27 protein-coding genes are annotated in these 23,667 nt (G+C 61.8%); 9 read left to right on the top strand and 18 right to left on the bottom strand.

Annotated features, from left to right (window positions below; translation table 11 throughout):
* Nucleotides 1–62 precede the first annotated feature (62 nt).
* The 7 genes from soxB to ING15_RS10725 all read right to left on the bottom strand — a co-directional run bounded on the left by soxB (nt 63) and on the right by ING15_RS10725 (nt 5,648).
* The gene (gene soxB / locus ING15_RS10755) at nt 63–1,757 is read right to left on the bottom strand and encodes a thiosulfohydrolase SoxB (RefSeq protein WP_206454812.1); all 1,695 of its coding nucleotides are present in this window, start codon (nt 1,755–1,757) and stop codon (nt 63–65) included.
* Between the two features lie 106 nt (nt 1,758–1,863).
* The gene (soxA, locus tag ING15_RS10750; protein ID WP_206454953.1) at nt 1,864–2,706 is read right to left on the bottom strand and encodes a sulfur oxidation c-type cytochrome SoxA; all 843 of its coding nucleotides are present in this window, start codon (nt 2,704–2,706) and stop codon (nt 1,864–1,866) included.
* A gap of 90 nt (nt 2,707–2,796) precedes the next feature.
* Complete coding sequence (gene soxZ, locus ING15_RS10745; RefSeq protein WP_206454811.1) at nt 2,797–3,120, bottom strand: thiosulfate oxidation carrier complex protein SoxZ; 324 nt, start codon at nt 3,118–3,120, stop codon at nt 2,797–2,799.
* Between the two features lie 93 nt (nt 3,121–3,213).
* Complete coding sequence (soxY, locus tag ING15_RS10740; protein ID WP_206454810.1) at nt 3,214–3,669, bottom strand: thiosulfate oxidation carrier protein SoxY; 456 nt, start codon at nt 3,667–3,669, stop codon at nt 3,214–3,216.
* A gap of 16 nt (nt 3,670–3,685) precedes the next feature.
* Nucleotides 3,686–4,147, bottom strand: a complete 462-nt coding sequence (soxX, locus tag ING15_RS10735; RefSeq protein ID WP_206454809.1) for a sulfur oxidation c-type cytochrome SoxX — start codon at nt 4,145–4,147, stop codon at nt 3,686–3,688.
* Between the two features lie 148 nt (nt 4,148–4,295).
* Nucleotides 4,296–4,883, bottom strand: coding sequence for a thioredoxin family protein (locus ING15_RS10730; protein ID WP_206454808.1), 588 nt, complete (start codon nt 4,881–4,883; stop codon nt 4,296–4,298).
* Between the two features lie 30 nt (nt 4,884–4,913).
* Nucleotides 4,914–5,648 carry a cytochrome c biogenesis CcdA family protein gene (locus ING15_RS10725; RefSeq protein WP_206454807.1) on the bottom strand — a complete coding sequence of 245 codons (735 nt, stop codon included), beginning with the start codon at nt 5,646–5,648 and terminating at the stop codon, nt 4,914–4,916.
* Between the two features lie 24 nt (nt 5,649–5,672).
* Here ING15_RS10725 and ING15_RS19855 point away from each other — a divergent pair, with 24 nt between their 5' ends.
* The 3 genes from ING15_RS19855 (at nt 5,673) to ING15_RS10710 (ending at nt 7,765) form a co-directional block, all read left to right on the top strand.
* Complete coding sequence (locus ING15_RS19855) at nt 5,673–6,164, top strand: thioredoxin domain-containing protein (protein ID WP_332873814.1); 492 nt, start codon at nt 5,673–5,675, stop codon at nt 6,162–6,164.
* A 27-nt stretch (nt 6,165–6,191) separates the two neighbouring features.
* Nucleotides 6,192–6,551, top strand: coding sequence for an ArsR/SmtB family transcription factor (locus tag ING15_RS10715; protein ID WP_206454949.1), 360 nt, complete (start codon nt 6,192–6,194; stop codon nt 6,549–6,551).
* Between the two features lie 116 nt (nt 6,552–6,667).
* Nucleotides 6,668–7,765: a YeeE/YedE family protein gene (locus tag ING15_RS10710; RefSeq protein ID WP_206454806.1), complete on the top strand. Its 1,098-nt coding sequence runs from the start codon at nt 6,668–6,670 to the stop codon at nt 7,763–7,765.
* Between the two features lies 1 nt (nt 7,766).
* Here the strand turns inward: ING15_RS10710 and ING15_RS10705 are convergent, their stop codons facing one another.
* Complete coding sequence (locus ING15_RS10705) at nt 7,767–8,678, bottom strand: MBL fold metallo-hydrolase (RefSeq protein WP_206454805.1); 912 nt, start codon at nt 8,676–8,678, stop codon at nt 7,767–7,769.
* A gap of 305 nt (nt 8,679–8,983) precedes the next feature.
* A complete protein-coding gene (locus tag ING15_RS10700; RefSeq protein WP_206454804.1) occupies nt 8,984–9,352 on the bottom strand; it encodes a flagellar export protein FliJ in 369 nt (122 codons plus the stop codon).
* A gap of 365 nt (nt 9,353–9,717) precedes the next feature.
* Between ING15_RS10700 and ctrA the strand changes: the two genes are divergently transcribed.
* Nucleotides 9,718–10,413, top strand: a complete 696-nt coding sequence (gene ctrA / locus ING15_RS10695; RefSeq protein WP_206454803.1) for a response regulator transcription factor CtrA — start codon at nt 9,718–9,720, stop codon at nt 10,411–10,413.
* A gap of 246 nt (nt 10,414–10,659) precedes the next feature.
* Here ctrA and ING15_RS10690 read toward each other — a convergent pair whose 3' ends face one another.
* Both ING15_RS10690 and chpT read right to left on the bottom strand, forming a co-directional pair.
* Complete coding sequence (locus ING15_RS10690) at nt 10,660–11,040, bottom strand: response regulator (protein ID WP_206454802.1); 381 nt, start codon at nt 11,038–11,040, stop codon at nt 10,660–10,662.
* A 129-nt stretch (nt 11,041–11,169) separates the two neighbouring features.
* Nucleotides 11,170–11,796 (bottom strand): histidine phosphotransferase ChpT, encoded by a 627-nt coding sequence (chpT, locus tag ING15_RS10685; RefSeq protein WP_206454801.1) that lies wholly within the window; start codon nt 11,794–11,796, stop codon nt 11,170–11,172.
* A 265-nt stretch (nt 11,797–12,061) separates the two neighbouring features.
* Here chpT and ING15_RS10680 point away from each other — a divergent pair, with 265 nt between their 5' ends.
* Nucleotides 12,062–12,649, top strand: coding sequence for a DUF1134 domain-containing protein (locus ING15_RS10680; protein WP_206454800.1), 588 nt, complete (start codon nt 12,062–12,064; stop codon nt 12,647–12,649).
* Nucleotides 12,650–12,880: 231 nt separating this feature from the next.
* Nucleotides 12,881–14,032: a hypothetical protein gene (locus ING15_RS10675; protein WP_206454799.1), complete on the top strand. Its 1,152-nt coding sequence runs from the start codon at nt 12,881–12,883 to the stop codon at nt 14,030–14,032.
* A 125-nt stretch (nt 14,033–14,157) separates the two neighbouring features.
* Here the strand turns inward: ING15_RS10675 and ING15_RS10670 are convergent, their stop codons facing one another.
* The 6 genes from ING15_RS10670 to ING15_RS10645 form a co-directional block, all read right to left on the bottom strand.
* On the bottom strand, nt 14,158–14,970 hold the full coding sequence (locus ING15_RS10670) for a TrmH family RNA methyltransferase (RefSeq protein ID WP_332873813.1): 813 nt from the start codon (nt 14,968–14,970) through the stop codon (nt 14,158–14,160).
* A 9-nt stretch (nt 14,971–14,979) separates the two neighbouring features.
* The gene (gene fghA, locus ING15_RS10665; RefSeq protein ID WP_206454798.1) at nt 14,980–15,816 is read right to left on the bottom strand and encodes an S-formylglutathione hydrolase; all 837 of its coding nucleotides are present in this window, start codon (nt 15,814–15,816) and stop codon (nt 14,980–14,982) included.
* Nucleotides 15,817–15,819: 3 nt separating this feature from the next.
* Complete coding sequence (locus ING15_RS10660; protein ID WP_206454797.1) at nt 15,820–16,929, bottom strand: S-(hydroxymethyl)glutathione dehydrogenase/class III alcohol dehydrogenase; 1,110 nt, start codon at nt 16,927–16,929, stop codon at nt 15,820–15,822.
* 236 nt (nt 16,930–17,165) lie between these two features.
* Nucleotides 17,166–18,341 (bottom strand): DegT/DnrJ/EryC1/StrS family aminotransferase, encoded by a 1,176-nt coding sequence (locus tag ING15_RS10655; RefSeq protein ID WP_206454796.1) that lies wholly within the window; start codon nt 18,339–18,341, stop codon nt 17,166–17,168.
* Nucleotides 18,335–18,982, bottom strand: coding sequence for an acetyltransferase (locus tag ING15_RS10650; protein ID WP_206454795.1), 648 nt, complete (start codon nt 18,980–18,982; stop codon nt 18,335–18,337). The genes ING15_RS10655 and ING15_RS10650 overlap by 7 nt, the downstream gene beginning before the upstream one ends.
* Complete coding sequence (locus ING15_RS10645; RefSeq protein WP_206454794.1) at nt 18,979–19,584, bottom strand: sugar transferase; 606 nt, start codon at nt 19,582–19,584, stop codon at nt 18,979–18,981. The genes ING15_RS10650 and ING15_RS10645 overlap by 4 nt, the downstream gene beginning before the upstream one ends.
* A 264-nt stretch (nt 19,585–19,848) precedes the next feature.
* Between ING15_RS10645 and ING15_RS10640 the strand changes: the two genes are divergently transcribed.
* The 3 genes from ING15_RS10640 (at nt 19,849) to ING15_RS10630 (ending at nt 23,016) form a co-directional block, all read left to right on the top strand.
* The gene (locus ING15_RS10640; protein WP_206454793.1) at nt 19,849–21,183 is read left to right on the top strand and encodes a DUF2793 domain-containing protein; all 1,335 of its coding nucleotides are present in this window, start codon (nt 19,849–19,851) and stop codon (nt 21,181–21,183) included.
* 38 nt (nt 21,184–21,221) lie between these two features.
* Nucleotides 21,222–21,464, top strand: a complete 243-nt coding sequence (locus ING15_RS10635; protein WP_206454792.1) for a transposase — start codon at nt 21,222–21,224, stop codon at nt 21,462–21,464.
* Nucleotides 21,465–21,756: 292 nt separating this feature from the next.
* On the top strand, nt 21,757–23,016 hold the full coding sequence (locus ING15_RS10630) for an integrase arm-type DNA-binding domain-containing protein (RefSeq protein WP_232845694.1): 1,260 nt from the start codon (nt 21,757–21,759) through the stop codon (nt 23,014–23,016).
* 317 nt (nt 23,017–23,333) lie between these two features.
* On the opposite strand, the gene ING15_RS10625 is transcribed toward ING15_RS10630, so the two are convergent.
* On the bottom strand, nt 23,334–23,549 hold the full coding sequence (locus ING15_RS10625; RefSeq protein WP_206454790.1) for a helix-turn-helix transcriptional regulator: 216 nt from the start codon (nt 23,547–23,549) through the stop codon (nt 23,334–23,336).
* Nucleotides 23,550–23,667 lie beyond the last annotated feature (118 nt).

Genomic DNA, 23,667 nt, shown 5'->3' with positions numbered 1-23,667 from the left:
AATATCGATATATTCAATAATTAGAATATATCAGCGCAGACCTTGCCTGTCGATAAGCGAGTTCAACCTTTCAGTTGAACGCTTCGGTTCGGTTCAAGCGAAACCGTGGGGTTCTTCGTCAGATAGCCCTCGACGACATCCCAGATCGGCGGACCCTCCGTTCCCTCGTTGACCGACGCCCATCCGGCGACCACGTATTCCCGGCTCGCCTCGATCGGCGTGTCGGTCTTGAGGATCGTCATGTCCGAAATGCGCGAGCCAATCTCTTTGGTCGGGTCGATGCCAAATCCCATTCCGCCGACGCGCACCATGTCGCCACCCTGCTGGTAATAGGGATCGCTGTTGAAGAGATTGTCGGCAACATCCTCGAGGATGGTCTTCAGCGTCTCGCCGGTCATATTGCTCCGGTAGACGGCGGGATAGGTCATGGCGCAGACGTTGTGGACGTCTTCCATGGTGATGTCGCTTCCAGCCGGGAGGGAGGTGCCCCACCGGAAGCCCGGCGACAGGGCGATTTCCGCATCCCGCTCCTCGAGCAGCGCCTCGCAGATCAGATCATCCCATGTGCCGTTGAAATTGCCGCGGCGGTAGAGCAGGCTTTCGGTCCTGCCGACGACGCGTTTCAGTTCCGCCTCGTAGGGCTCACGCACCGAATCGATGATGGAGGCCATCTCGAGATCTGGCGTGATGACATCCGAAAAGACCGGAATCAGGCGGTAGCGGAAATCCTTCAAGCGCCCATCCGAAATGTCCAGATCCAGGCGACTGAGGAATTTGCCGTTCGAGCCCGAGGCGATGAGCATCGTCTTGCCGACCATGAAGGGCTCCGGCAGCGCGTCATGCGTATGGCCCGTCAGGATAATGTCGATACCCTCGACGCGGGAGGCCAGCTTTCGGTCGACGTCGAAGCCGTTGTGCGACAACAGCACGACGAGATCGGCGCCCGCCGCCCTCGCCGCCGCGACGTGCTTGACGATCTCCTCGTCGCGAATGCCGAAGGACCAACCGGGAATCAGCCATGACGGATTGGCGATCGGCGTATAGGGGAAAGCCTGTCCGATGACGGCGATCTTTGACCCGCCCCGCTCGAACATCTTCCAAGCCTCGAAGGCCGGCTCGTCCCATTCATTGTCGAAAATATTCGAGCCGAGGAACGCGAACGGCAACCCCTCGATGGCGTCGTTCACCCGCTCAGTGCCATAGGTGAATTCCCAATGGCCGGTCATCGCGTCGGGCTTCAGCGCGTTCATGGCGGTGATCATGTCGGCGCCGGAGGTCTTGTTCGCTGTATAGCTGCCCTGCCAGGTATCGCCGCCGTCGAGCAGAAGAACGTTGTCCTCGCCGCGCTCGGCGCGCGCGCGCTTGACGATCGTGGCCGTGCGATCGAGTCCGCCCATCTTGCCGTAGCGCCCTGCCAGCGCCGCGAAGTCTTCCGCCGTCAGCGCATAGGCCTCGGGCGTGCTGGGATCGATATTGTAGAGCTTGAGGAAATCAGCGCCCGTAACATGCGGAGGCTGCCCCACGGCCTCGCCAACGCCGATGTTGACGGCTGGCTCGCGAAAGAACACCGGCTTGAGCTGGGCGTGAATGTCCGTGATGTGAAGGATGGTGAGATTGCCGAAATCGGGCGCCCCGAGTAGGTCGTCCTCGCTCATCAGCTGCTGCGCGGCCGCGCGGGACCAGCGGCCCGATAATCCTGAGCCGGTCAGCGCCGCCAAGGCCACCGTGGCCGTCAAAAACTCGCGTCGTGAAAACATAGCTTGTCCTCATTCCGAACCGCGCAGGCGATCCAGACTCGTCAACTCATATCGGAAAAAGAAGGCGCGAAGGGCGCCCCTTGGACGCCCCCGCTACTCTTTATTGTTACTGCCGAACCGCGGGCGTTTCGACCGATAGGCCGCTACCACGCCAGGCGGTGTAGACTTCCAGCGCCATCAGCTCGTCGGAGAACGCCTTCGGCTGCTCGGCACGGGTGTCGCGGATACAGCCGCGGAACCGGTTCTGAATGGAAACCAGATTGGACTGCTTCAAACGATAGGTCGGGAAGCCGTTGGTCTGCCCCTGGCTCAGATGGTCGGCCCGAATGTACTGGCCGCTATTGGCTTCATGGCAGGACGCGCAGGAGAGGTTCAACTGGCCCGTACGCAGATAATACCGATCCTTGCCCTTCTGCCACCAATCCATCATTTCACCGGCGGCCAGATCGATCTCGACCGGGATGCCGAGCGATTGATGCTTGATGTAAGCCGTCAGATCCTTCTGGTCCTGAACGTCGAACTTATAGGGCTCCGCCTCCATCCGCTCGGTCCGGCAGGCGTTGATCTGAAGTTCGATATCGAAGGGCTTGCCGGCGTCGGCGTTCCATTTCGGATAGTTGGCACCGACGCCCTTCATCGACTCGGCGGCATCGTCATGACAGGAGGCACACGACTTGCCGGCGGCGCCCTCAACGGTATTCCATATCTCCGCGCCCCGCTCCACATTGAGCATGCCTGGATTCTCGAAACTGTCCGATTCGACCTGACGGGTCTCAGCCTCACGATAGAGCCAGCCGGATTTCACCTGCTCGAACGGATGCCCTTCGGGCTCGGCCGGTGCCGGTGCGACAACGGTCATTTCCTTACCGTCGATACTTAGTTTCTCGTCGACCGGCTCGGCCACGGCGCCCGAGACCAACGCGAGGCTACCGAAAGAGACGACACTCATCAGTGCGATGGCAGTTTTTTTCACGCGATTCTCCTCCCGATTACAGTGATCGATGGGCGGCCGGCCGGCTTCAACAAGCCGGCCCGGTCCTTATTTGACCTCGATCTTCTGCTCGTCCGTGTAGGTCTCACCATTGTCGTCGACCCAAGTGAACTTGAACGTTCCGCTCTCCGGCACCTTGGAGGTGAACTCGAAATAGGGGTTCGCCGAGACCGCGGGCTTGATATCGGTCTCGAAGACCTTCGCTCCGTTGAATTCGGCGGTGAACTTATTGATGATCTGACGCGGGATCACGTTGCCTTCTTTGTCCTTGCGCTGGCCAGATTCCATATCATGACTGATCAGTGTCTTGATCGTTACGACCTCGCCGGCCTCGGCGCTTTTCGGGACCTTCACTCGGGGCTTTGATGCCATGTTCTCTCTCCTCCGACGCTAGCGGCTCTCTGGGTCTTCGCCCGGCCGCGCCTCGTTCGATTTCTGATTCGGTGAGTTCGCCTTATCAGGCGGTCAGCCGCCGCAACCGCCGATCGTCACCTTGACTTCCTTGCGATCGGAGTAAGTCGAGCCATCGCTCAACTTCGCAACCGCGATGATATTTTGCGTCTTGGCGAGCCGAATGCGCGTCGTCGCCACCGCCGAACCACTCATCGGCGTGAAACGGAAGGTCGCAACCTCGGGATCAGGGTTTCCGTCGGCGAAGATCGTGACGGATTCCACGTACTCGCCTTCTGTCATCGGACTCTCAACCTCAACCGAGATCGGCACGGTGTTGCCGTTCTCGGCAATTTCGGGGGCGGTCAGCGAAATCTTTCCGGTCTGCGGCTCGGTGCCGCCCGTCAGGGTCGCCAGGGCCTTTTCCGTCTCCTCGGGAGTGGCGAATGCCCGCCCGGGCGCAAACGCGACCAAACCGGCCGCCGCCGCGCCAGCGGACAGCGCGAACATGTGTCGTCTCGTAACATTCATCTTTTTCAACCTTTCACTATTCGCCGTTCAGCGTACCCAGATAGGCAACGACGTCCTCGACCTCTTGCGCCGTCAGGATCGTTTTGCCCTTAAATTTTTCAGCGACGTTCACGCCGACATCGAGCGTGTAAAAGCCCGGCATGACGGTTTGCTCGCCAAACACCTGCTTGGCATTGGCGACGATCGCCCGAATCTGTGCCGGCTCCCAGCGCGTCGCCACGCCATCCATCGCCGGACCCACGGTGCCGTGGAAAAGCTGCCCCGAAAGATCCTTGTTCGCGTGGCAGGCCAGGCAATTGCCAAGACTGCGATCCGCGAAAATCTCGCGCCCTTTCTCCGGGTCACCGGGCTGCCCGGCCAAAGATTCCGTGACCGCCATATCCGTGAAGGCCACGTCGGTGGGCGCCGTCTCTGCGGCATTGGCCAGCGGTGCGGCCGTTACGATCAAGGCGAGACTTAGCGCGAGAGAACGCGTCATGAACAAGGCTTCCTCCGATTGCCGGCCTTTCCGGCCGATCTGCTGCGATTCTGGAGATCAGCTTAGGCGATCCCGTTGGAAGAATGCAAGAATTGTTTTTTTTGAATATTTTTGCGATTGCTCAACCAGACTTGCTGCACCGCAGCAATCAATTGGCCGGCTGAGCATCGACAATGCCTTTCTCTACCAGCCTGCGTGCATGGTACTTTTGGAAGTGCTCATCGGTGTCATAGCCCTTGGTCCTAACCCACTCGAACATGTTGAGAAAGGTCTGCTTACCGAACAGGCCTGGCATTATTGCCACCGCGGCCTCGCCGGCCGTCCCCTCTTCTGGCACTTCCTCCGGCATAAAGAGAATAGTTGGCGTGAACACGACCGACCAACGGCGGCCCGCACTCTTTTCCGTCAGCGTTTCGCCGTCGAGGTCGGTCACTTCCTCGTCGCCGAACAGGTTGTACTGGACGACCTTGAAATTCGTCTTGATGTAGTCGCGGACCTCAGGGTCGGTCAGCAGCTCCTCATGCATCTTCTTGCAGTAGATGCAACCGCGCTGCTCGAAGACCAGCACAAGGCGTTTGCCCTCGTCCTTGGCGGCCTGGATGTCGTCGGCGACGTCCTTGAAGGTGAGAGAGAACCAATCCTCCTTGTGGAGACCGTCGTCACCCATCTCCACCGCGTTCGCGCTGCCGGCGAGAACACCGGCGAAGACGCCGATGATAAGCAATTGCCTGAACATGCTATCCTCCTCTGTTAGCGGGGCCGTCGATCAACCGATCGTCGCAAAGCCCGGAAAGGTTTCCAAAAGCCAATAGGATATCGTCGACATCTGCCCCGTCGCGAACAGGATTCCTGTGAACACTAGCAGGCCTCCCATCACCTTTTCGACCGTGGCCATGTGAGGGCGCATACGCGCGGCGAAATCCAGAAATCGCGTCGCGAACGCCGCGGCGATCAAAAACGGCACACCGATCCCGACCGAATAGGTCGCAAGCAACGCGGCACCGCGCAGCGCGGTGTCCTGAGAACTGGCGACGAACAAGATCGCCGCGAGCACGGGGCCGACGCAGGGCGTCCAACCGAACGCGAACGCAAGGCCCATGACATAGGCCCCGATCGGCCCGGCCGGCTTCCTGGCAACCTGGACCCTCGCCTCGCGATACAGTAATCCCAGCCGGAGCACGCCGAGGAAATGCAGTCCCATCACGATGATGATCACCCCTGCGATGACGGACAGGATATCGAACCATTGCGCGACGGCTTGGCCGACGATGCTTGCGGTCGCACCAAGTGCGACGAAGACGGTCGTAAAGCCTGCGACGAAGGCGGTGGATGCCAGCATGATCTGGCGCGCCACTGCCGGCTCGGCGCCGCGTTCGCGCACCTGATCGAAGCTGAGACCCGCCAGATACGCAAGATAAGGGGGAACGATCGGCAGCACGCAGGGCGAGATAAAGGACAGGAGCCCCGCCAAGAGGGCTGCGCTGAATCCGACATCGAGCATTTGGGCGTTTCCAAGGACGATCGTATGTTCGGGTATCCGAAGGCGGTCGTCTGCGCCATATTTGGAACCTTATTTATAGATAGAAGGATGCATATGTTTCCATCTGTTGTAAATGTCCCTTTCGGCTTGTGGCTTCGGCGGCTGCCGCTTGTCGCCGGAATTGTTCTCGCCTTGCTTGGCTCGGCGACGATCGGCGGTCAGGCCGCCACGCTCTTGATGTTGGAGCAACCCGGATGCGTCTGGTGCAAGCGCTTCAACGAGGAGATCGCTCCGGCCTATGCCAAGACCGCGGAAGGTCAACGCGCGCCGCTCCGCCGCATCGACATCACCGAGGATTGGCCGGACGACTTGAAGAACATTCGCTCGGAGCGTCTGACCCCGACCTTTATTCTCCTCGACAACGGGGTGGAGATTGATCGCATGGTCGGGTATCCCGGGGATGTGTTCTTCTGGGGGCTCTTGAACGACATGCTGGCAAAGCTGCCCGATGACGACATGGCTGCGTCTGTACAATAACCGAGGCGGACGACTGAATTGGTCGAGATAACGAGCTGGGCCGTACCGGGCTTCGACAACCAGACGTCGAGCGAGGAGACCGACGCCTTCTTCGAGCAGGCCAAGAAGGCCAGCGACCTTTTGAAGGCGATGTCGCACGAAACCCGCCTGATGATTCTGTGCCTGCTCGCGGAAGGCGAACGCTCCGTCGGTGACATCGAGGCGATCTTGTCGATGCCGCAGGCGGCGGTTTCGCAACAATTGGCGCGGCTCCGTCTCGACCGGCTGGTAACGACGCGTCGCGAAGGTCGCACGATCTATTACAACCTCGCCGATGACGAGGTTATGCCGCTGATCGGAACGCTTTACGACCTGTTTTGCGCCCGCGTCCGCGGGAAAACACGATAAGTTGCCGCCGGCGTGAAGTCCGCACCTTCGTGAACAGGGGACGCTTGCGGGTGGGCATGGTAAGCCTTAGCCTTTGACGCGGAAGCGCATCGGATGCGCATTGGGAGAGCACAGACATGCTCGTGGAAAGCGGCTTCGCGCTGCCGCTGGCGGGATTGATCGCCGGTACGGCGATGGGCTACGTCGCGAGGCGCTATCATTTCTGTACGATGTCGGCGCTCGAACGGCGCTGGTATGCTGGTGACGACAATGGATTGCGCGCCTGGGGCTTGGCGATTCTGGTAGCGATCGTGCTGAGCCAGGCTCTTGCCGTCGCCGGTGTCTTCGAGCCGAGCCACAGCTTTTACATGAGCCCCGCTTTCGGCTGGACGGGCGCGATCCTCGGCGGCGTCGCCTTCGGCTTCGGAATGGCACTCGTCGGCACATGTGGCTTCGGTGCCTTGGTGAGGCTTGGCGGCGGTTCGCTGCGCGGCCTCATCGTGGTCGTCATTTTGGGGCTTTCGGCTCTCGCTGCGCAGCGAGGTCTCGTCGCGGCCGGTCGCGTCGCCCTGGTCGATTCCCAAGCTTACGATCTGTCCGCGTTGGGAGCACCCGACCAGTCGCTCGGCTCGCTCGTCAGCGCCCTCACCGGCCGTGATATGACGCTGCCGGTGACGGCCCTGGTGGTCGCATTGCTCGGTCACTGGATTTTCAGATCGTCCGCGTTTCGCTACGATCATGGTAAGATCATCGCCGGCGTGGGGATCGGCACGGTTGTCGCGTTCGGCTGGGCGGCGACCTCCTGGATCGCGGCCCGGTCATTTGATCCCGTGCAGATCGAAAGCGCATCCTTCGTGGTGCCGCCGGGCGATCTCATCCTGCAGATCATCGCCGTGACAGGCAGCCTGCCGGACTATGGCGTCGGCCTCGTCCTCGGAGTTGTGGTGGGTGCCGCGGCCGCCGCAGTGCAACGTCGCGACGTGCGCTGGGAAGCCTGCGACGATGCGCGGGAACTCTCGCGGCATCTGGCTGGGGCTGCGCTGATGGGCGTCGGCGGTGTGTTCTCGCTCGGCTGCACGATCGGCCAAGGCATTTCGGCCGCTTCGCTTCTGACGATTTCGGCGCCGGTCGTGCTGATCTCGATCGCGATCGGCGCGCGGCTGGGTCTTGCCTACATCCTGGAAGGTTCCATCCGCTATGCGTTCATGCCCATCGAGCGCGGGCCGGCGGAGTGAATTAGACCGCCGGAACGAACCGGAAGGCTGCCCCGTCCACCTCGACACGTCCGATCCCGCCGTCGGGCAGATGGAAGCCGACGAATTGCAGTTTCTCCGCCGCCAGCCGGTCGAGCAGCCTGCGCCGTGTCGACGCCCCCTCCTCTGGGTCCTGATCCGCACCCCAATGCCAGTCTGGACGGGCGAAGGACACCGGGTCGTTCGAGATGGCATCGCCGACGACCACTGCCGGCTCGTCGAGAGCGTGAATCACGAAGGCCGTGTGCCCAGGTGTATGGCCGGGCGTCCCCATCGCCTCGATTCCCGGGATGATTTCCGTGCCGGGCTGGAACCGCTCGGACCGTTCCTCGATCGCGTCGAAGCGGCTGCGGGCGCCGACGACGAAGCTCTTGCGATCGTCCGGCGCGGCAGCAAGCGTTTCCTCGGCGCGCCAGAAGTCCCATTCCGTGCCGGAGATGTGAAACGCCGCCTGCGGGAAGACCACTTCGTCGAAATCGTCGACGACGCCCCAGATGTGGTCGGGATGAGCATGGGTGAAGACAACGTCGGTGATCGCACCGGGATCGAGGTCCGCGGCCGCCAGGCTTTCGATCAGGCGACCCGCCGATGGCATGAAATTCGGCCCCGACCCGGCATCGAAAAGGACGAGGCGATCCTGCAGACGCACGAGGGTCAGATTGCAGGGTGGCGTCAATTCACCGGACTGGATGAAAGCCGCTCCCTCCAAAGCCTCGAGTTCGGCCTTGGGAATATCGGGCAGGACGAAGTTGAGCGGCAGGACGAGATTGCCGTCGCTGACCGTCGTCAGCGTTCCACCGTCTGTCGACGCGAAGGCATTTCCCGCGACGGTTGGCAGCAGCGGTGCCGCGAGCCCCGCGAGCAATGCCCGATTGAAGGTTCGACGGCTGATCATTGGCTCTCTTCCACGTTTCCGATGGGCCAGGACAATGGCCGGGACCGTATATTCTCACAATCGAATATGTTTTCAAAGCCGCATTGGCGGCGCGAAACGTGCCACAGGGCAGTCTGCCCGGCTCGCGCGAGCGTCCGCCGGGCGTATTGCGGCTCGAATCTCGCGGGCGACGGGACGCGCGCGGACGGCGGGATGGTCGGACGCGATGTGAAAACGGCTCCCCCGTCGAACAATGCGACGGCTGCAACGGCATTAGGCAAGGCGCAACCGAGCGGACGCCGGTGTCCGCGAGGTGGTCAGGTGCCCTAGCCGACGGCCTCGCGCCGCGCTTCTAGCTCCTCCCGGCTCCCGTCGCGCTGCTCCAGCTTTTCCGAATGCAGCAGCTCGGCCTCGGCCTCCTCCAGCGCCAGCCGCGCGGCGTTCGTCTGGACCTTCAGATCCTTGACCGAATTGGTCAAGTTGTCGCGACGGGCTCGGGCCGCCTTGGCGAAGGTGGGATAGGCGAAGTGTTGGACGTCACTGATGCCGGCTTTCTTCTCCTCGTTGACGATCTGATTGTCGAGTTCAGCCGCCATGCGGGCGAATTCGCCCATCATCAGTTCGAGTTGCTCGAGTTGGCGGCGCTTTTCCGCGACCTTGAAACGCGCCAGTCGCACCAGGTTGTCACGCTTCATACTCAAATCCCTAGCTGACGGCTCCGCCTGACGGAACACCCATGAACAATGCACTCGACGGGTTTCAGGCAAGCCTCGGGAGCTATGCGTCTTAACCGTCTGTTTACGCGCACCGTTAATCATAGGGGTGAGGATTTAAGGCCGGGTAAACCGGAATGACCCATTTCGCGGCACCCTGCGGGGATCGCAAAAATGGGTTCACGGAAAAGACTCTGCCTCGAACCAATCCGCAGATGCACTGCGGTCCGATCCATGAAGGATCAAGAGTATTTGTTAACCATTGCCTGCCATTTTTTGGCCGAATTTAGACAACGAGAGCTTACCGAATATCCAAGTTCGGCGCGGCTGGCTGAGAGGAATTTCTGATGCGCGTTCTTTTGATCGAAGACGATAGCGCCGTCGCACAGAGCATCGAGCTCATGCTGAAATCGGAAAGCTTCAACGTCTATACAACCGACTTGGGCGAGGAGGGGGTCGATCTTGGAAAGCTCTACGATTACGATCTGATACTGCTCGATCTCAATCTTCCCGACATGTCCGGCTACGAAGTACTGCGCACGCTGCGCCTGTCCAAGGTGAAGACGCCGATCCTGATCCTGTCGGGTATGGCCGGAATCGAGGACAAGGTCCGCGGTCTCGGCTTCGGCGCCGACGACTACATGACCAAGCCCTTCCACAAGGACGAACTGGTGGCGCGGATTCACGCGATCGTCAGGCGGTCGAAGGGCCATGCCCAGTCGGTCATCCACACCGGCGACCTGACCGTCAATCTCGATGCCAAGACAGTCGAGGTGGCGGGTCAGCGGGTGCATCTGACCGGCAAGGAATACGCCATGCTGGAGCTTCTGTCCCTGCGCAAGGGCACGACGCTGACCAAGGAGATGTTCCTCAACCACCTTTATGGCGGCATGGACGAGCCCGAACTGAAGATCATCGATGTCTTCATCTGCAAGCTGCGCAAGAAGCTTGCGACCGCCACCGAGGGCAAGAACTACATCGAAACGGTGTGGGGACGCGGCTACGTACTGCGCGAGCCGGAAGAGGCACGCGGCGCGGCCTGAACGCAACGAATTCCAGTTGGCAAGCCGGACGACCCGCCCGGATCTTCCGCGGCGGGTCATTCATTATAGATGGCATCTCGCCGGCCAGCGCCCGCCTCGCGCTTTGCGCGGAATGAGGAACAGCGGGAAACGGATCGCCGCTCGCGTTCCGCGCCGAATGACGGCGATCGATCACCTTCATTAAACGGCGTCGCATCGATCCTGTGTCATCGTCATCTCATCATGCCGCTAATACTTATGCCGGCATCACGCCGCGGCAGACGACTCGAGATACGGCTCAATCCATGAATGAAGCGCATCGCGCTCGAACGGCTTGTAGATGTAGTCCGTCGCCCCGGCGCGCTTGAGACGGGTCATCAACCCGAGGTTGGCGTCGACGATCGAGGCAAGGATGACGAGATTCGTGCCCTTCGCCATCCGACGCATCTCGTCAACGAGTTCGGGGCCGGCACTGTCACTGGGACAAGCCGCGACGATGGCGATGTCCGGCAGTCCGTTCTGCTTGATCCATTCGCGCGCTTCATCGGCGTTCGCGACGCTTTCGACAGCGAGGCCGAACTGCAGGAGGATACGGGAGGCGATCTTCCGGATGACCGGCGCGTCGTCGACGATGAGACAGGTTTGCATAGCCTGACAACTCCGCTTGGCTCGCCTCGAGCGATGTGTCGAGGTCGATCGTGACGGAGTTGTAGCCCAGCGTGTTTGCCGTTTCGTTCAGAAACAAGGGTAAAAATGCATGAAGCCGATCACGCAATTTTAGGAGACGCGAAACACCACCGAGGCATCGTTCTTTTCATGGACGACCGTCAGACCCGTCTCCTTCGCCAGAAACAGCGTGTAATAGGGCTGTATCGCCTGGGCATCCACAGCCTCCTGGGCGGCATCGCCATTGAGGAGCGCGAGCAGGCGCGGCTGGATGCGAATTCGCTCGCCGGATGCGCGGACACTGGCCCGGGGCGGATCGATCGCCTCGATGTCCACCCGGACCTCGCCGCCGCGACTGATCGATGCACTGGCCAGCACCACGAGATTGAGGATGATCTTGGCGAAGTTCTTCGCCGCATATCCTCCCTCGCCTTCCCAGACGAGGGTCGCCTTCTCGTGGTCCATATATCCCATCGCCGCTGTCCTGGCTTCGTTGAGATCGATGGTCGCGGTCGGCGAACCCGCAGACCCGAAAGCAATCCGCGCGAACTGGAGTTTGGCCACGGCCGATTTGAGCGAGTGACGAACCAGCTCCATCGACTCGCGGTCGTCGGGCATGTCGTCCAAAAGTTCCAGCCCGCTCTGAATACCGAACACCGGCGAGATGATATCGTGGCAAAGCTTGCTGGACAGAAGTGCGGCGAGATCAGCGGCGGAGAGTTCTGGGAGGGTCGTCATTCAAGGTCCGTTTCGATCGAGACAGGGGGACGCGATCACGGCGAATCACCCGTCCCATTTCGATACGAAGCATGATTTCAAGCGAGACTCCCGTCAACCGATGGCGGCTCGCCAATCCGCGAAGAGAAATTTGATGGGGGCGCCTGGGCGTTAGGCAATTGAAAAGCATGTTTTGTTCAAATGCCGGGGAAGTCGCCCGCAAGGGGCGCCATGCGGACCTGGCCCACATCGCCGGGAGCACCCGCTTACTCGAAAGGAGCCGATCATGAACGGTCTTATCCGGACGGTCCGCAATTTCGTCTTCGCCACGGCCGTGGTGCTGGCGTCGGGCCTCGTTCCGGCCGCCCCCGCTCTGGCTCAGGCGAATCCGGCCGGCTACAGCATGGACGAGGTCATCCAGACCGGGCATCAATTCTTTGGCACGACGTCGGGGAGCCTTGCCCAGCTCATCGAGCGGGCCTTCCAGAGTTACGGTCTGCCCAACGGCTATATCCTTGGAGAGGAAGCGGCAGGCGCCTTTTTCGGCGGGCTGCGATTTGGCGAGGGCACGCTCTTCACCAAGAATGCCGGCCAGCACCGCATCTTCTGGCAGGGCCCCTCCCTCGGCTTCGACGTCGGCGGCGACGGCGCGCGCACGATGATGCTGGTCTACGACCTGCCGTCAGTCGAAGCGGTGTACGGCCGTTTCGGCGGAGTGTCCGGCAGCGCCTATCTGATCGGCGGACTGGGCATGACGGTACTGACGCGCGACAATATTGTGCTTGTGCCGGTCAAGACCGGTGTCGGCGCGCGGCTCGGGGTCAATCTGGGTTATCTGAAGCTGACGCCGATGCCGACCTGGAACCCGTTCTGACCGGCGCGCAGAGCATCTGTCCGAAAAGTGGATCCGATTTTTGGATCATTTCGATGCTCAATCAAAGTGTTAGAGCGTCCTTTGTGCGTCCGGATAGGCGCACGGCGCTCTAAAGTCGTTGCCTGAAGAGCATACCGGGGTGGCAAAAGCCGCCAAAAAAATCCGCGGAGGCGGCACCAATAGCGACTTCTGCGTTATAGGTTCTTTCGGCAGTTCCATGCGAAGGACCCCATGATCGCCACCGGCCTGACCTTTCTCCTCGGCTTTTTCGCCGCGACGCTGTTCGCGCTTCTCGTTGCTCCGGTGATCTGGCGTCGCGCCAAACGGCTCGCGCGGCGCGAGTTTGAGGCAACGATCCCGTCCAGCGTGAACGAAATTCGCGCCAGCTTCGATCATGTTCGTGCCGAAGCGGCGCTCCGGTCCCGGCAACGGGAGATGGATGCGCTGGCGATGCGCGACAAGGCCGCGCTGGAGCGGGCGGACGCGGGACGCGTGGCGCGCGAGAACGCGGAATTGCGCGCACGCAATCGCGGTCTCGCCGAGACGGTGGCGCAGCAAGAGGCCGACCTCAAGGAGCTCGCGGCGGCGCTGGAGTCGCGTGAGGAAGAATACGGCCGTCTGGAAGGGCAGTTGCGTGAAACGAGACTGGACCTCGAACGAAGCACGGACGAAGCGGACGATCTTGCCGAACGCTTCCGCGAACTGAGCCAGATCGCTGAAGAACGAAAGATCGACATCCTGACGCTCGACAGCAAGCTGGAGAGGGTATCCGACGATTTGCGGTCGACCGAACGGCGCGAGAGCGAAAAGCAGAGCGTCATCGAGCGGCTTCGGGGCGAGTTGAATACGCTCGAGGGCCATCTCCAAAGGGAAAAAGTCGCCGCGCGCAAACTGGAGGAAAAAGTAATCCGCCTGACGGCACGCCTGGCCGATCTGGAGGAGCAGACCTCGGCCGGCGGTCCGCGCCCGTTCGGTTTTCTCCCTGAAGTGCGCGTGATCGGCCTAGCGGCCCAGGATTCGCCGGATGCCAAGGATGGCCCCCTGAATGGGGGGCTGTCTGTCACCACCGAACCCGAAGCCCGCGAGGCGACGGTGGCTTCGTCCCAGCCGACGATCGGCCAAAACGTCCGTGATGCGCTCGATCTGCCCGAGCACCCGCTCGGCGAGGAGAATCTCGAAGAGGAGGACTTGCGCCAGCGTATCAGTGACATTGCGGCGCGCGTCGTTCATTTGACCGCCAAGGCCGAGGGAGCCGGCTCGCCGATCGACACAATTCTCGACGCCGGGAAAGTGCCGTCGTCCTCCACGGAGCCCGAAACGAAACAGGTCACACTGGCCGACCGGGTCCGCCGTCTGCGCGCCAGCGACCAAGCGACCGGATAGGCCCCGGCCACGATCGGCATCCGGGAGCCTCGGACCGAAAAGTCGAAACTGGCTTTTGGATCATTTTGATGCCAGACCAAGAATGTTGGCGCCTGTCTTGTGCGTCCGGATGGACGCACAGCGCTCTATCGTTGGCGATTGCCATACAGGCCGGACAGCACGATCGCGGCGGCGGTGGCCACGTTGAGGCTATCGACGTCAGGCTCCATTTCGATGCGGACCGTCTCCATCCTTTCCATCAGCTCCGCTGAAAGCCCCCTTCCCTCGGCACCAAGGAATAGCGCCATCGGGCCATCGGAAACGAACTCGCGAAGCGTGATCCCCTCTGCGGGCGAGAGCGCAATGGTGCGGTACCCGGCGTCACGGCATAAGCTCACGAGATCCGTGCCGGCGCCCACCCGCGACCACGGTATCGTCAACACCGTCCCGACCGAAACCCGGATCGCCTTGCGGTAGAGCGGGTGGCAAGAGGTTGTGTCGAGCAGGACGGCGCCTGCGCCGAAGGCGGCGGCGTTGCGAAAGATCGCGCCGACATTGTCGTGATTGGCGATACCGACCGCCACCACGACTGGGCGGCCAAGCGCCGCGGCGGAGGCTGCCAGCTCGGCGGGCGTTGACCTGACGCCTTCTTCCTCGCCATGGGCGAGAACGCCGCGATGCATGGGAAAGCCGGCGATCCGGTCGAGAACTTCGCGCTCCGCGACATGGATCGGAACTCCCCGCGGCACGCGTGACAAGAGGTCGCTCAGCCCGGCCAGACGGTTGCGAAGGACAAGCAGCGCGGTCGGCCGGAATTGACGCGAGCTCAAGAGCTGGTCGAGGACGACCGTGCCCTCGGCGATGAATCCGCCCCGGCCGGTCAGATCCCGATCGCGGATGTCGCGAAACACCGCGATGCGCGGATCTGCCGGGTCGTCGATCGCGATGGTCTCCGGCACCGGACCGCCTCACCCCAGCCTGGCGGCGTGCCAGCGCAGATGGTCTTCCATGAAGGTCGAGATGAAATTGTAGCTGTGATCGTAGCCGGGCTGCCGCCGCAGCGTCAGCCCGATCCCGGCCTTCGCGCAAGCTGCTTCCAGCAGTTCCGGCCGGAGCTGCTCGGTGAGGAAATTATCGGTCATGCCCTGGTCGATGAACAGTTCCTCAACCCGCGCGCCCTCCTCGATCAGCGCGACGGCATCGTGCTTGCGCCAGCCCGCGCGATCGTCGCCGAGATACATCGCCAGCGCTTTGTGGCCCCAGGGCACCTGGCTCGGCGCTCCGATCGGCGCGAAGGCCGAGACGGCCCTGTAGCGATCCGGATAGGTCAAGCCGATGGTGAGCGCGCCGTGGCCGCCCATCGAGTGCCCCATGATCGACTGCCGTGCTGGATTGGCCGGAAATTCGGCGGCGATCAGCGCTGGCAGTTCCTCCGTCACATAGCTCCACATGCGATAGTGCTTGGCGAAGGGCTCGCGCGTCGCGTCGACGTAGAAGCCCGCCCCCAGGCCCGCGTCATAGGCCCCGTCCGGGTCGTCCGGCACGTCTTCGCCGCGCGGGCTCGTGTCCGGCGCGACGAAGATCAGGCCGAGTTCCGCGCAAGCGCGGCGATACTCGCCCTTGTCCATGACATTGGCATGGGTGCAGGTCAGGCCGGACAGATACCAGACAACCGGGAGCTTCGTTCCGACCTCGTGCTCGGGCACGAAGACGGCGAAGGTCATATCTGTGCCGGTTGTCTTGGAAGCATGGCGGTAAACGCCCTGTATTCCGCCATGGGCCTTGCTCGTCGAAACGGTTTCCATGGCTCAGAACACCACGACAGAGCGGATCGACTTGCCCTCGTGCATCAGGTCGAAGCCCTTGTTGATCTCGTCGAGGCTCAGCGTATGGGTGATCATCGGATCGATCTGGATCTTGCCGTTCATGTACCAGTCAACGATCTTCGGCGTATCGGTGCGGCCCCGCGCGCCACCGAATGCCGAACCCTTCCAGACCCGGCCGGTGACCAGTTGGAATGGCCGGGTCGAGATTTCCTTGCCGGATTCGGCGACGCCGATCACCACCGACACGCCCCAGCCGCGGTGACAGGCTTCGAGCGCCTGGCGCATCACCATCGTGTTGCCGGTGCAGTCGAAGGTGTAGTCGGCGCCGCCCTCGGTCAGTTCGACAAGGTGCTGAACGATATCGCCTTCGATCTCGTTCGGATTGACGAAGTGGGTCATGCCGAAGCGTGTCCCCCACTCCTTCTTGTCGTTGTTGATGTCGACGCCGATGATCTTGTCGGCGCCGACCAGCCGCGCGCCCTGGATGACGTTGAGCCCGATGCCGCCGAGGCCGAAGACGACGACGTTGGCGCCCGGCTCCACCTTCGCCGTATTGACCACGGCGCCGACGCCCGTCGTCACCCCGCAGCCGCAATAGCAGGCGGTCTTGAACGGCGCATCGTCGCGGATCTTGGCGACCGCGATCTCCGGCAGCACGGTGAAGTTGGAGAAGGTCGAGCAGCCCATGTAATGATGGATCGGCTGGCCCTTGTAGCTGAAACGTGTCGTGCCGTCCGGCATGAGGCCCTTACCCTGGGTCGCGCGGATCGCGGTACACAGATTGGTCTTGCCCGACAGGCAGGACTTACACTGGCGGCATTCCGGAGTGTAGAGCGGGATGACGTGATCGCCCGGCTTCACAGACGTCACCCCGGCGCCGACTTCCCGCACCACGCCCGCTCCCTCGTGGCCGAGAACGGACGGAAACAGCCCCTCGCTATCCAGCCCGTCCAGCGTGTAGGCATCGGTGTGGCAGATTCCCGTCGCCATGATTTCGACGAGGACTTCGCCGGCCTTCGGGCCTTCGAGATCGAGTTCGACGATTTCCAGCGGCTTTTTGGCTTCGAACGCAACGGCGGCGCGAGTTTTCATCTGCGAATCTCCAAACTGTCGGTGCCGCGTCCCTGCTAGACGTTTCGCGCCGCGATGGAAATCCGGCAGAGCCGAAAATCGCGGCTCCGCTCTTCGCGCCTTGCGCAGCGAGTATGGAGAAGCACGACCGAAGTCAGAACCGTTCGCGCCACCAGCGCGGAAAGACGCTGTGCCAGGGGTGTCCTTCATCAAACGGGCGGCAAGCCGTCACAGCCACGTCCAGGCGACCGGACCGATCAGCGCATCGCTTGGCGGAAAACGGTTCGCACCGTGTCGCATGTCTTAGCCATCTCGTCCTCCGTCAAGGTCGGATGAACAAGGAACATCAGGCTGGTTTCGCCCAGTTCGACGGCATTCGGGAGCCGTTGCGCCGGTGCCAGGCCCGCGTCGACGAACACTTTTTCCCGGTAGACTTCCGGGCAGCTTCCCGAATAGCAGGGGACCCCGGATGCGACGATGGCGTTCATGGCACGGTCGCGGGACCAATCGCTCTTCAACGCCTCAGGGCGGATAAACGAATAGAATTTGTACCACGCATGCTCGACGCCGTCGGGCACGGCGGGAGTCCGCAACGCACCGATTTCCCCGAACGCGGACGAGAGAATTTCGGCATTGCGCTTGCGGGCCGCATGCCAATCTTGCATGCGCGAAAGCTGGATGCGGCCGATCGCGGCCTGCATTTCCGTCATGCGCCAGTTCGTGCCCCAACTTTCATGCAGCCAGCGGAACCCCGGCGGGTGCTGGCGACGATGGACCGCGTCATAGCTCTTGCCATGGTCCTTGAGCGACCAGATCTTTTCCCACAACGTGTCGTCATCGACGGTGACCATGCCGCCCTCGCCGCCCGTGGTCATGATCTTGTCCTGGCAGAAGGACCACGCGTTGACGTCCCCGAACGAACCGACCGGGCGGCCGTCGATGCTGGCGCCGTGCGCCTGCGCGCAATCTTCGACCAGCGCGAGGTCGTGCGCATCGGCAAGGGCGCGGAAACCGTCCATGTCGCACGGCCAGCCGGCGAGATGAACGCACAGGATCGCCTTGGTGCGGTCGGTGATCAGCGGCGCCACTGTGTCGGGCGTGATGTTCTGCGAGTTGCGGTCGATGTCGGCGAAGACCGGCCGGGCGCCCGCCATCGCGATGGTGGAGGCGGAGGCGAGATAGGTCCGCGGCGTACAGATGACCTCGTCGCCCGCGCCGATCCCGAGTGCCGGCCAGATGGCGTCGAGCGCCAGGGTGCCGTTGGCCATGGCAACGGCATGGCTCGTCCCGGCCCAACCGGCGAATTCCCGCTCGAATTCCCGCCCCTCGTCGCCGGTCCAGTAATTGACCCGATTCGATTTGAGCACGCGGGTGACGGCGTCGGCCTCCTCGTCGGTGAAGCATGGCCAGGGAGAAAAAGGAGTGTTCAGCAATGTCCGCTATCATCCATTCGTTTGGCCAGGGCACGCGCCGGCGAACCGGCCACCGTTATATCAGCCGGAACGTCCCGAACAACCGCTGAACCGGCACCGATTATTGCGCCCGCGCCGATTCGAACGCCATTTTTCAAGGCAGACCCAATGCCCACCCACGCGCACTGTTCCACCGTGACGTTGCCTGCCAGATGTGCCCCCGGTGAGATATGCGCGCCAGCCTCGATCGCGCAGTCATGATCGATGGTCGCTCCGGTATTGAGGATCGCGGCATCACCAATTCGCGCGCCGATATTGACCACGACACCGGCCGCGGCAAAAACACCTTGCGCGATCACCGCATTGCGGCTGACGACGGCGGACGGGTGAAGGACGGAAGGTGTCTCGAAGCCGGCCTGCAGCAACCGGTGAAACAAAGCAAGGCGAACCCGGTTGTCGCCAACAGCGGCGATCGCGGCTGGCCACTCGTCCTTCGTCGATTCGAGCGCGTCCAAAGGACCGAGGACCGGGAACAGATCGGCTTGCACCGTCACCACGCGGTCGTCGAGGAAGGCGACGCGCTCGAATCCCATGACCAGCGCCGCGTCGGCCACCACACGGCCATGTCCTCCGGCGCCCAGAACGAGCAGCGTGCGATTCACTTCGAATCCCTTCCGGCCTCGCCACGGAAGAGCGGCATCGTCGCCTCGCCCGGAGCGGAAACTCCCGATCCGCCAAAGACCTTGAGCACGGTCATCCAGAGAATCCTGAGATCGAGCGGCAAGGAGCGGTGGTCGACATACCACACGTCGTATTCGAATTTCTGCTCCCAGGACAAAGCATTGCGACCGTTGACCTGCGCCCAGCCGGTAATTCCCGGCCGGACCTCATGGCGGCGCGCCTGCTCGGGCGAATACAGCGGAAGATAGGCCATCAGAAGCGGGCGGGGCCCGACGAGGCTCATCTCACCCTTCAGCACGTTCCACAGTTCCGGCAATTCGTCGAGACTCGCGGCTCGCAGAAACCGGCCAAAGGGCGTCAGCCGCTCGGCGTCGGGCAGAGCGCGCCCATCTGGTCCGACCGCGTCCAGCATCGTGCGAAACTTCACCATCTCGAACGGCTCACCGCCGAGGCCCGGCCGCATCTGCCGGAACAGGACCGGCGCACCGAGCTTCAGCCGCACGAGCAGGGCCACCAGCGCGAGGACGGGCGAAAGCATCGCCAGAGCGAGCGCCGATACCAGGATGTCGAAAAGCCGCTTCATCGTCTCTCTATCGCATTCGCCGGTGACGTATTCCGGCGGTTGTTTAACCCCTAATGGCGATTTCAAAAAGAGGTGAGTGATTTCGCTGGAGGGCATCTTTGATCTTCGTCAGATCCCGGCAATTCGACGGAACCACAACCATTCGAATTGCTCACCTCTTTTCAGGAAACGCCACTTAGGCGCATGGCGAGCCGCCCGCCATTTTCTCCCCGGTCGCGGGAGCGCGATTAGACTGATGCCGCAACGATCACGCGGGACGCCATCATGGAAAACAGCGCCAATCTCTCTTTGCCCTTCATCCTGCCTTCGCAGGCACAAAAGCACGTTACCCACAACGAGGCGCTGCGCGCCCTCGACGCGCTGGTGATGCTTGCTGTCACGAGCCGCACATTGTCCGCTCCGCCCGCCACTTCCGCCGAAGGCGAGCGCCACATCGTCGCCACCGGCGGAACCGGCGCCTGGATCGGGCGGGACGGCGCCGTCGCCGCGTTTCAGGACGGTGCCTGGGTTTTCTTCACTCCGCGCGACGGATGGCTCGCGTGGTGCGCGGACGAGGCCGATCTACTGGTTTACACGGCCGATACGTGGGTTTCGACAGGCGCCACCGCCAGCGAATTTCAGAACATCATGCTGCTGGGCGTGAACACCGAAGCAGATGCGACGAACCGGCTGGCCGTCGCCGCCGACGCGACGCTGCTGAGCCACGCCGGTGGGGACCACCGGCTGGTGATCAACAAGCAGACCGAGGCCGACACGGCCAGCCTCGTGCTTCAAACCGGCTTTTCCGGCCGGGCCGAAATCGGATTGGCGGGCGACGACCGTCTGTCCTTCAAAACGAGTGCGGACGGTCTCGCTTTCGTCGAGGCGATGAGCCTCGACGGCCTGACAGGCAAGCCCTCCTTCCCCCAGGCCAATTTTCTCGAGGACTACGCCGTCAATCTGTTGCAGGACAGCGGGCGCTTCGCCGGCAACGCGGTTTCGGCGACGACCGTCGGCGCCTTCGCCTTCCCGGCCTATCTCAGCCTTTACAACGGCGCGGCGGCGGCAGGGCTCGGCAAGTTCGTCCATAACAACACCGACTATGGCGGGCCGGCCGGCCTGCTCGCTCCGCAGGTGAAGGACCTCCTCGACATGATCCGCGATGCCGCCTATCGCCGCTACGGCGTCGAGTTCTGGGTGGCCGAGATCACCCACGGCGCGGGAACGGAGGGCTCGCTCACGGTCGGGGCGACGACCGGCTATCTCAACTGTTTCAGCGCACAGATGGCACGGCCGCCAAAATTGACTTTCCACGCCTATTTGCGGGCCGTGGACGCCGACATTCTTCTGCACCGTTTTGACGGACAGACGCTTTACAAGAACGGCGAGGCGAACACCGCGTCGATCGCCATTTCGCCAGCCGACGGCTGGGTGTCGGTGACCGTGCAGGACGCCGTCGACCCGCGCACCTCCTATGGTTACATGCCCGCGACCTTCGGCGTGTATGCTCAGGCACAGGGCAATCGCTGGCTGCTTGCCTGCCCGGCGCTGATGGGCGGAATCACCAAAATCGACGACGATGTCGGCGTTGTCGCCGCGTTCAACGCCTGGACCGCATAACCCGGTCCTACACCGCGCCGCAGCCTGCCGTTACGCAATTGGCGGCGCTAGAATACCGGTTCCACGACAAGGACATCCTCGTGACTGCATGCGGCCGCATCCGCATGCACCGAAAGAAAATCAACATCTCAACCGATATGGCGGCCCAAAGGCTCGGCATCAAAGAAGTCGACGACGGCATTTGGATCGTCAGCTTCATGCACTACGATCTCGGCTTCTTCGACAATAAGGAGGACTGCGTCGAGCCCGTCAAAAACCCATTCGCCCCGGAGAAACTGTAAACAATCTCTCCGGTATCAAATGTAAACCATCTGATGAGAATGGACCCAGAAAAGAGTGGCGCGCCCGAAAGGATTCGAACCTCTGACCCCCAGATTCGTAGTAAGGGTGTCCGGTCTTTCGGCGCACCGCTATCGTTCGATAATCGATCTTACGTTTGACATAAACACCTGATTTCTATATTATATTCGTACAATTTCGGGATTTTGCGTAGTCGACCTCGCAGACTTTCACAGCAAAGTTCCGCAGACTAATCGCAGACTAATTCTCGGTGCGGTCATGACAGAGCGGTCGATGCTGATCACGGACAAGGCGCTGGCCAAGCTGCCCTACGCCTCTTCCGGTCAATACAAAGTCAACGATACGGAGCTGAAGGGCTTTGTTCTTGTGGTTGGAAAACGCACAAAGACCTTTGCCGCCCAAGGAGCCTTTTGGCGCGATGGGATGAGGGAGTTCGCCGCCCGAAAGAAGATTGGTGAAGCAGGCGAAATCACCTCCCGAGACGCCCGCTGCAAGGCGAAGGAAATTCTGGCCAAGATCGCGCGTGGCGAACGCCCCGATGATGAGCGTTCAGTTAAGCGTGGCGCTATCGCGCTGCGAACCGCCTGGGAGCGCTATCGCGACGGACACATGATTCGTAAGGGCCGGAGCGCCGGGACGATTGAGAACTATCGCGACCACATGGAACGGCTGTTCAAGGACTGGCTGGACAAGCCGTTGGCTCGCCTCGGACGCCAACCAAATCTTGTCGCCGAACGGCACGAGAAGATCACGAAGGAACATGGCGCTTACATCGCCAACGGCGCGATGCGGAGCCTTCGGGCCGTCTATAATCACGCCTGCAAGACCAATCTCGATCTTTCGAAGGTGAACCCGGTGACGGCGGTCGACTGGAACGCCGAGCGCCGCCGCGATACCGGTATGGGCGCGGGTCCGTTGGCCGGGTGGTTTGTCGAACTCTCCAAGCTCGAAAATGCCGTCCGGCGGGAGTTTCACCTGCTGACCTTGTTGAGCGGGTCCCGTCCGACCGCTTTGAAGAGCATCAGGATTGAGCATATCGACTTGCGGCGCCGGCTCCTTCACATCCCGAAGCCCAAGGGTGGTGAAGAGAGAGCGTTCGACATCCCACTGTCACGGCCGATGATCCGTTGCGTGATCCGGGCACTGCGCGTGGGTCGGGTTGCCTACCCAGACCAGGCGGGCTTCTGGCTTTTCCCGGCCGACAGCAAGTCAGGCCACCTGGTTGAACACAAGGAGGACCGCGACGATCTTTCCAAGTGGGGCAACGAACTCCGCCAGACGTATCGGACGCTCGCGCAGGCTGCCGGCATACCGCAGCTCGACATTCATCTCCTCATGAACCACTCGTTGCCAGGAGTGAACGCCGGGTACATTACGCGTGATGGATTGCTTGGCGACCACCTGCGAAAGCAACAGGCACGAATTTCGCAAGTCATTCTCGATGCCGCGGGCAACGGGGCAGAAATCGCTTGGTTGCGCCGATCGAGACAAGAGGATGCGGTCGCTCCGGGGGGGCTCAAAGCTGCTGCCTGAACCGTCCCACGGGACCTCTGCATAGTAACACCGATTAACATCAATCCCCAGACGAGGTCGTCTCCTCAATTCGACGCCGAAATCTGCGCCAAACGTTCTGACGAGGGACAATCACAGGCATCTCGACGCCAGAATCGGAGTCGAACTTATAGTCTATCAATTTGATTTTATTGATAAATATTGCACTGCGGATAACGTCAGGTACCCGCAAAATTACCCAATCCAAAATCATACCGGCGGTTCGATTCCGTTTTCCACAGGAAATTGGATCGCATGATACAGCCCGTACCATCGTCCTGCCACCTCGCGCATCCGGCCTATCTGACGTCACCGTTTTCTCGCCTCGGCCTCCACGATACGGGATCTTCGATCCAGCGATCGATATCGGACTCCCGCCACCCGGCTCCGTTGATGCTGATCCTGATCTGGGCCGGGAACGTGCCCTCGGCGATCTTGCGGTAGATGGTTGAGCGAGACAGGCCCGTCCGGGAGAGGACGGTATTCAGGCGGACGATACGGTCTGGTGCGGGCATGGATGCAATGCCTCCGGCTGGCGGTTTCTGACGGCTCTTTGTCCAGTCAGGGCAGGCCCTTGCCGGGGCGCAAGAGGGTTCGGGGAATCGTCGCGGCGCCGGATGGAAACGGCGGCAC

The organism is Aurantimonas marina (genome assembly GCF_017183135.1).
In the GTDB taxonomy this organism is placed as follows: Bacteria; Pseudomonadota; Alphaproteobacteria; order Rhizobiales; family Rhizobiaceae; genus Aurantimonas; species Aurantimonas marina.
The sequence above is the reverse complement of the archived record's forward strand: the minus strand, read 5'-3'. Positions and strand labels throughout refer to the sequence as shown.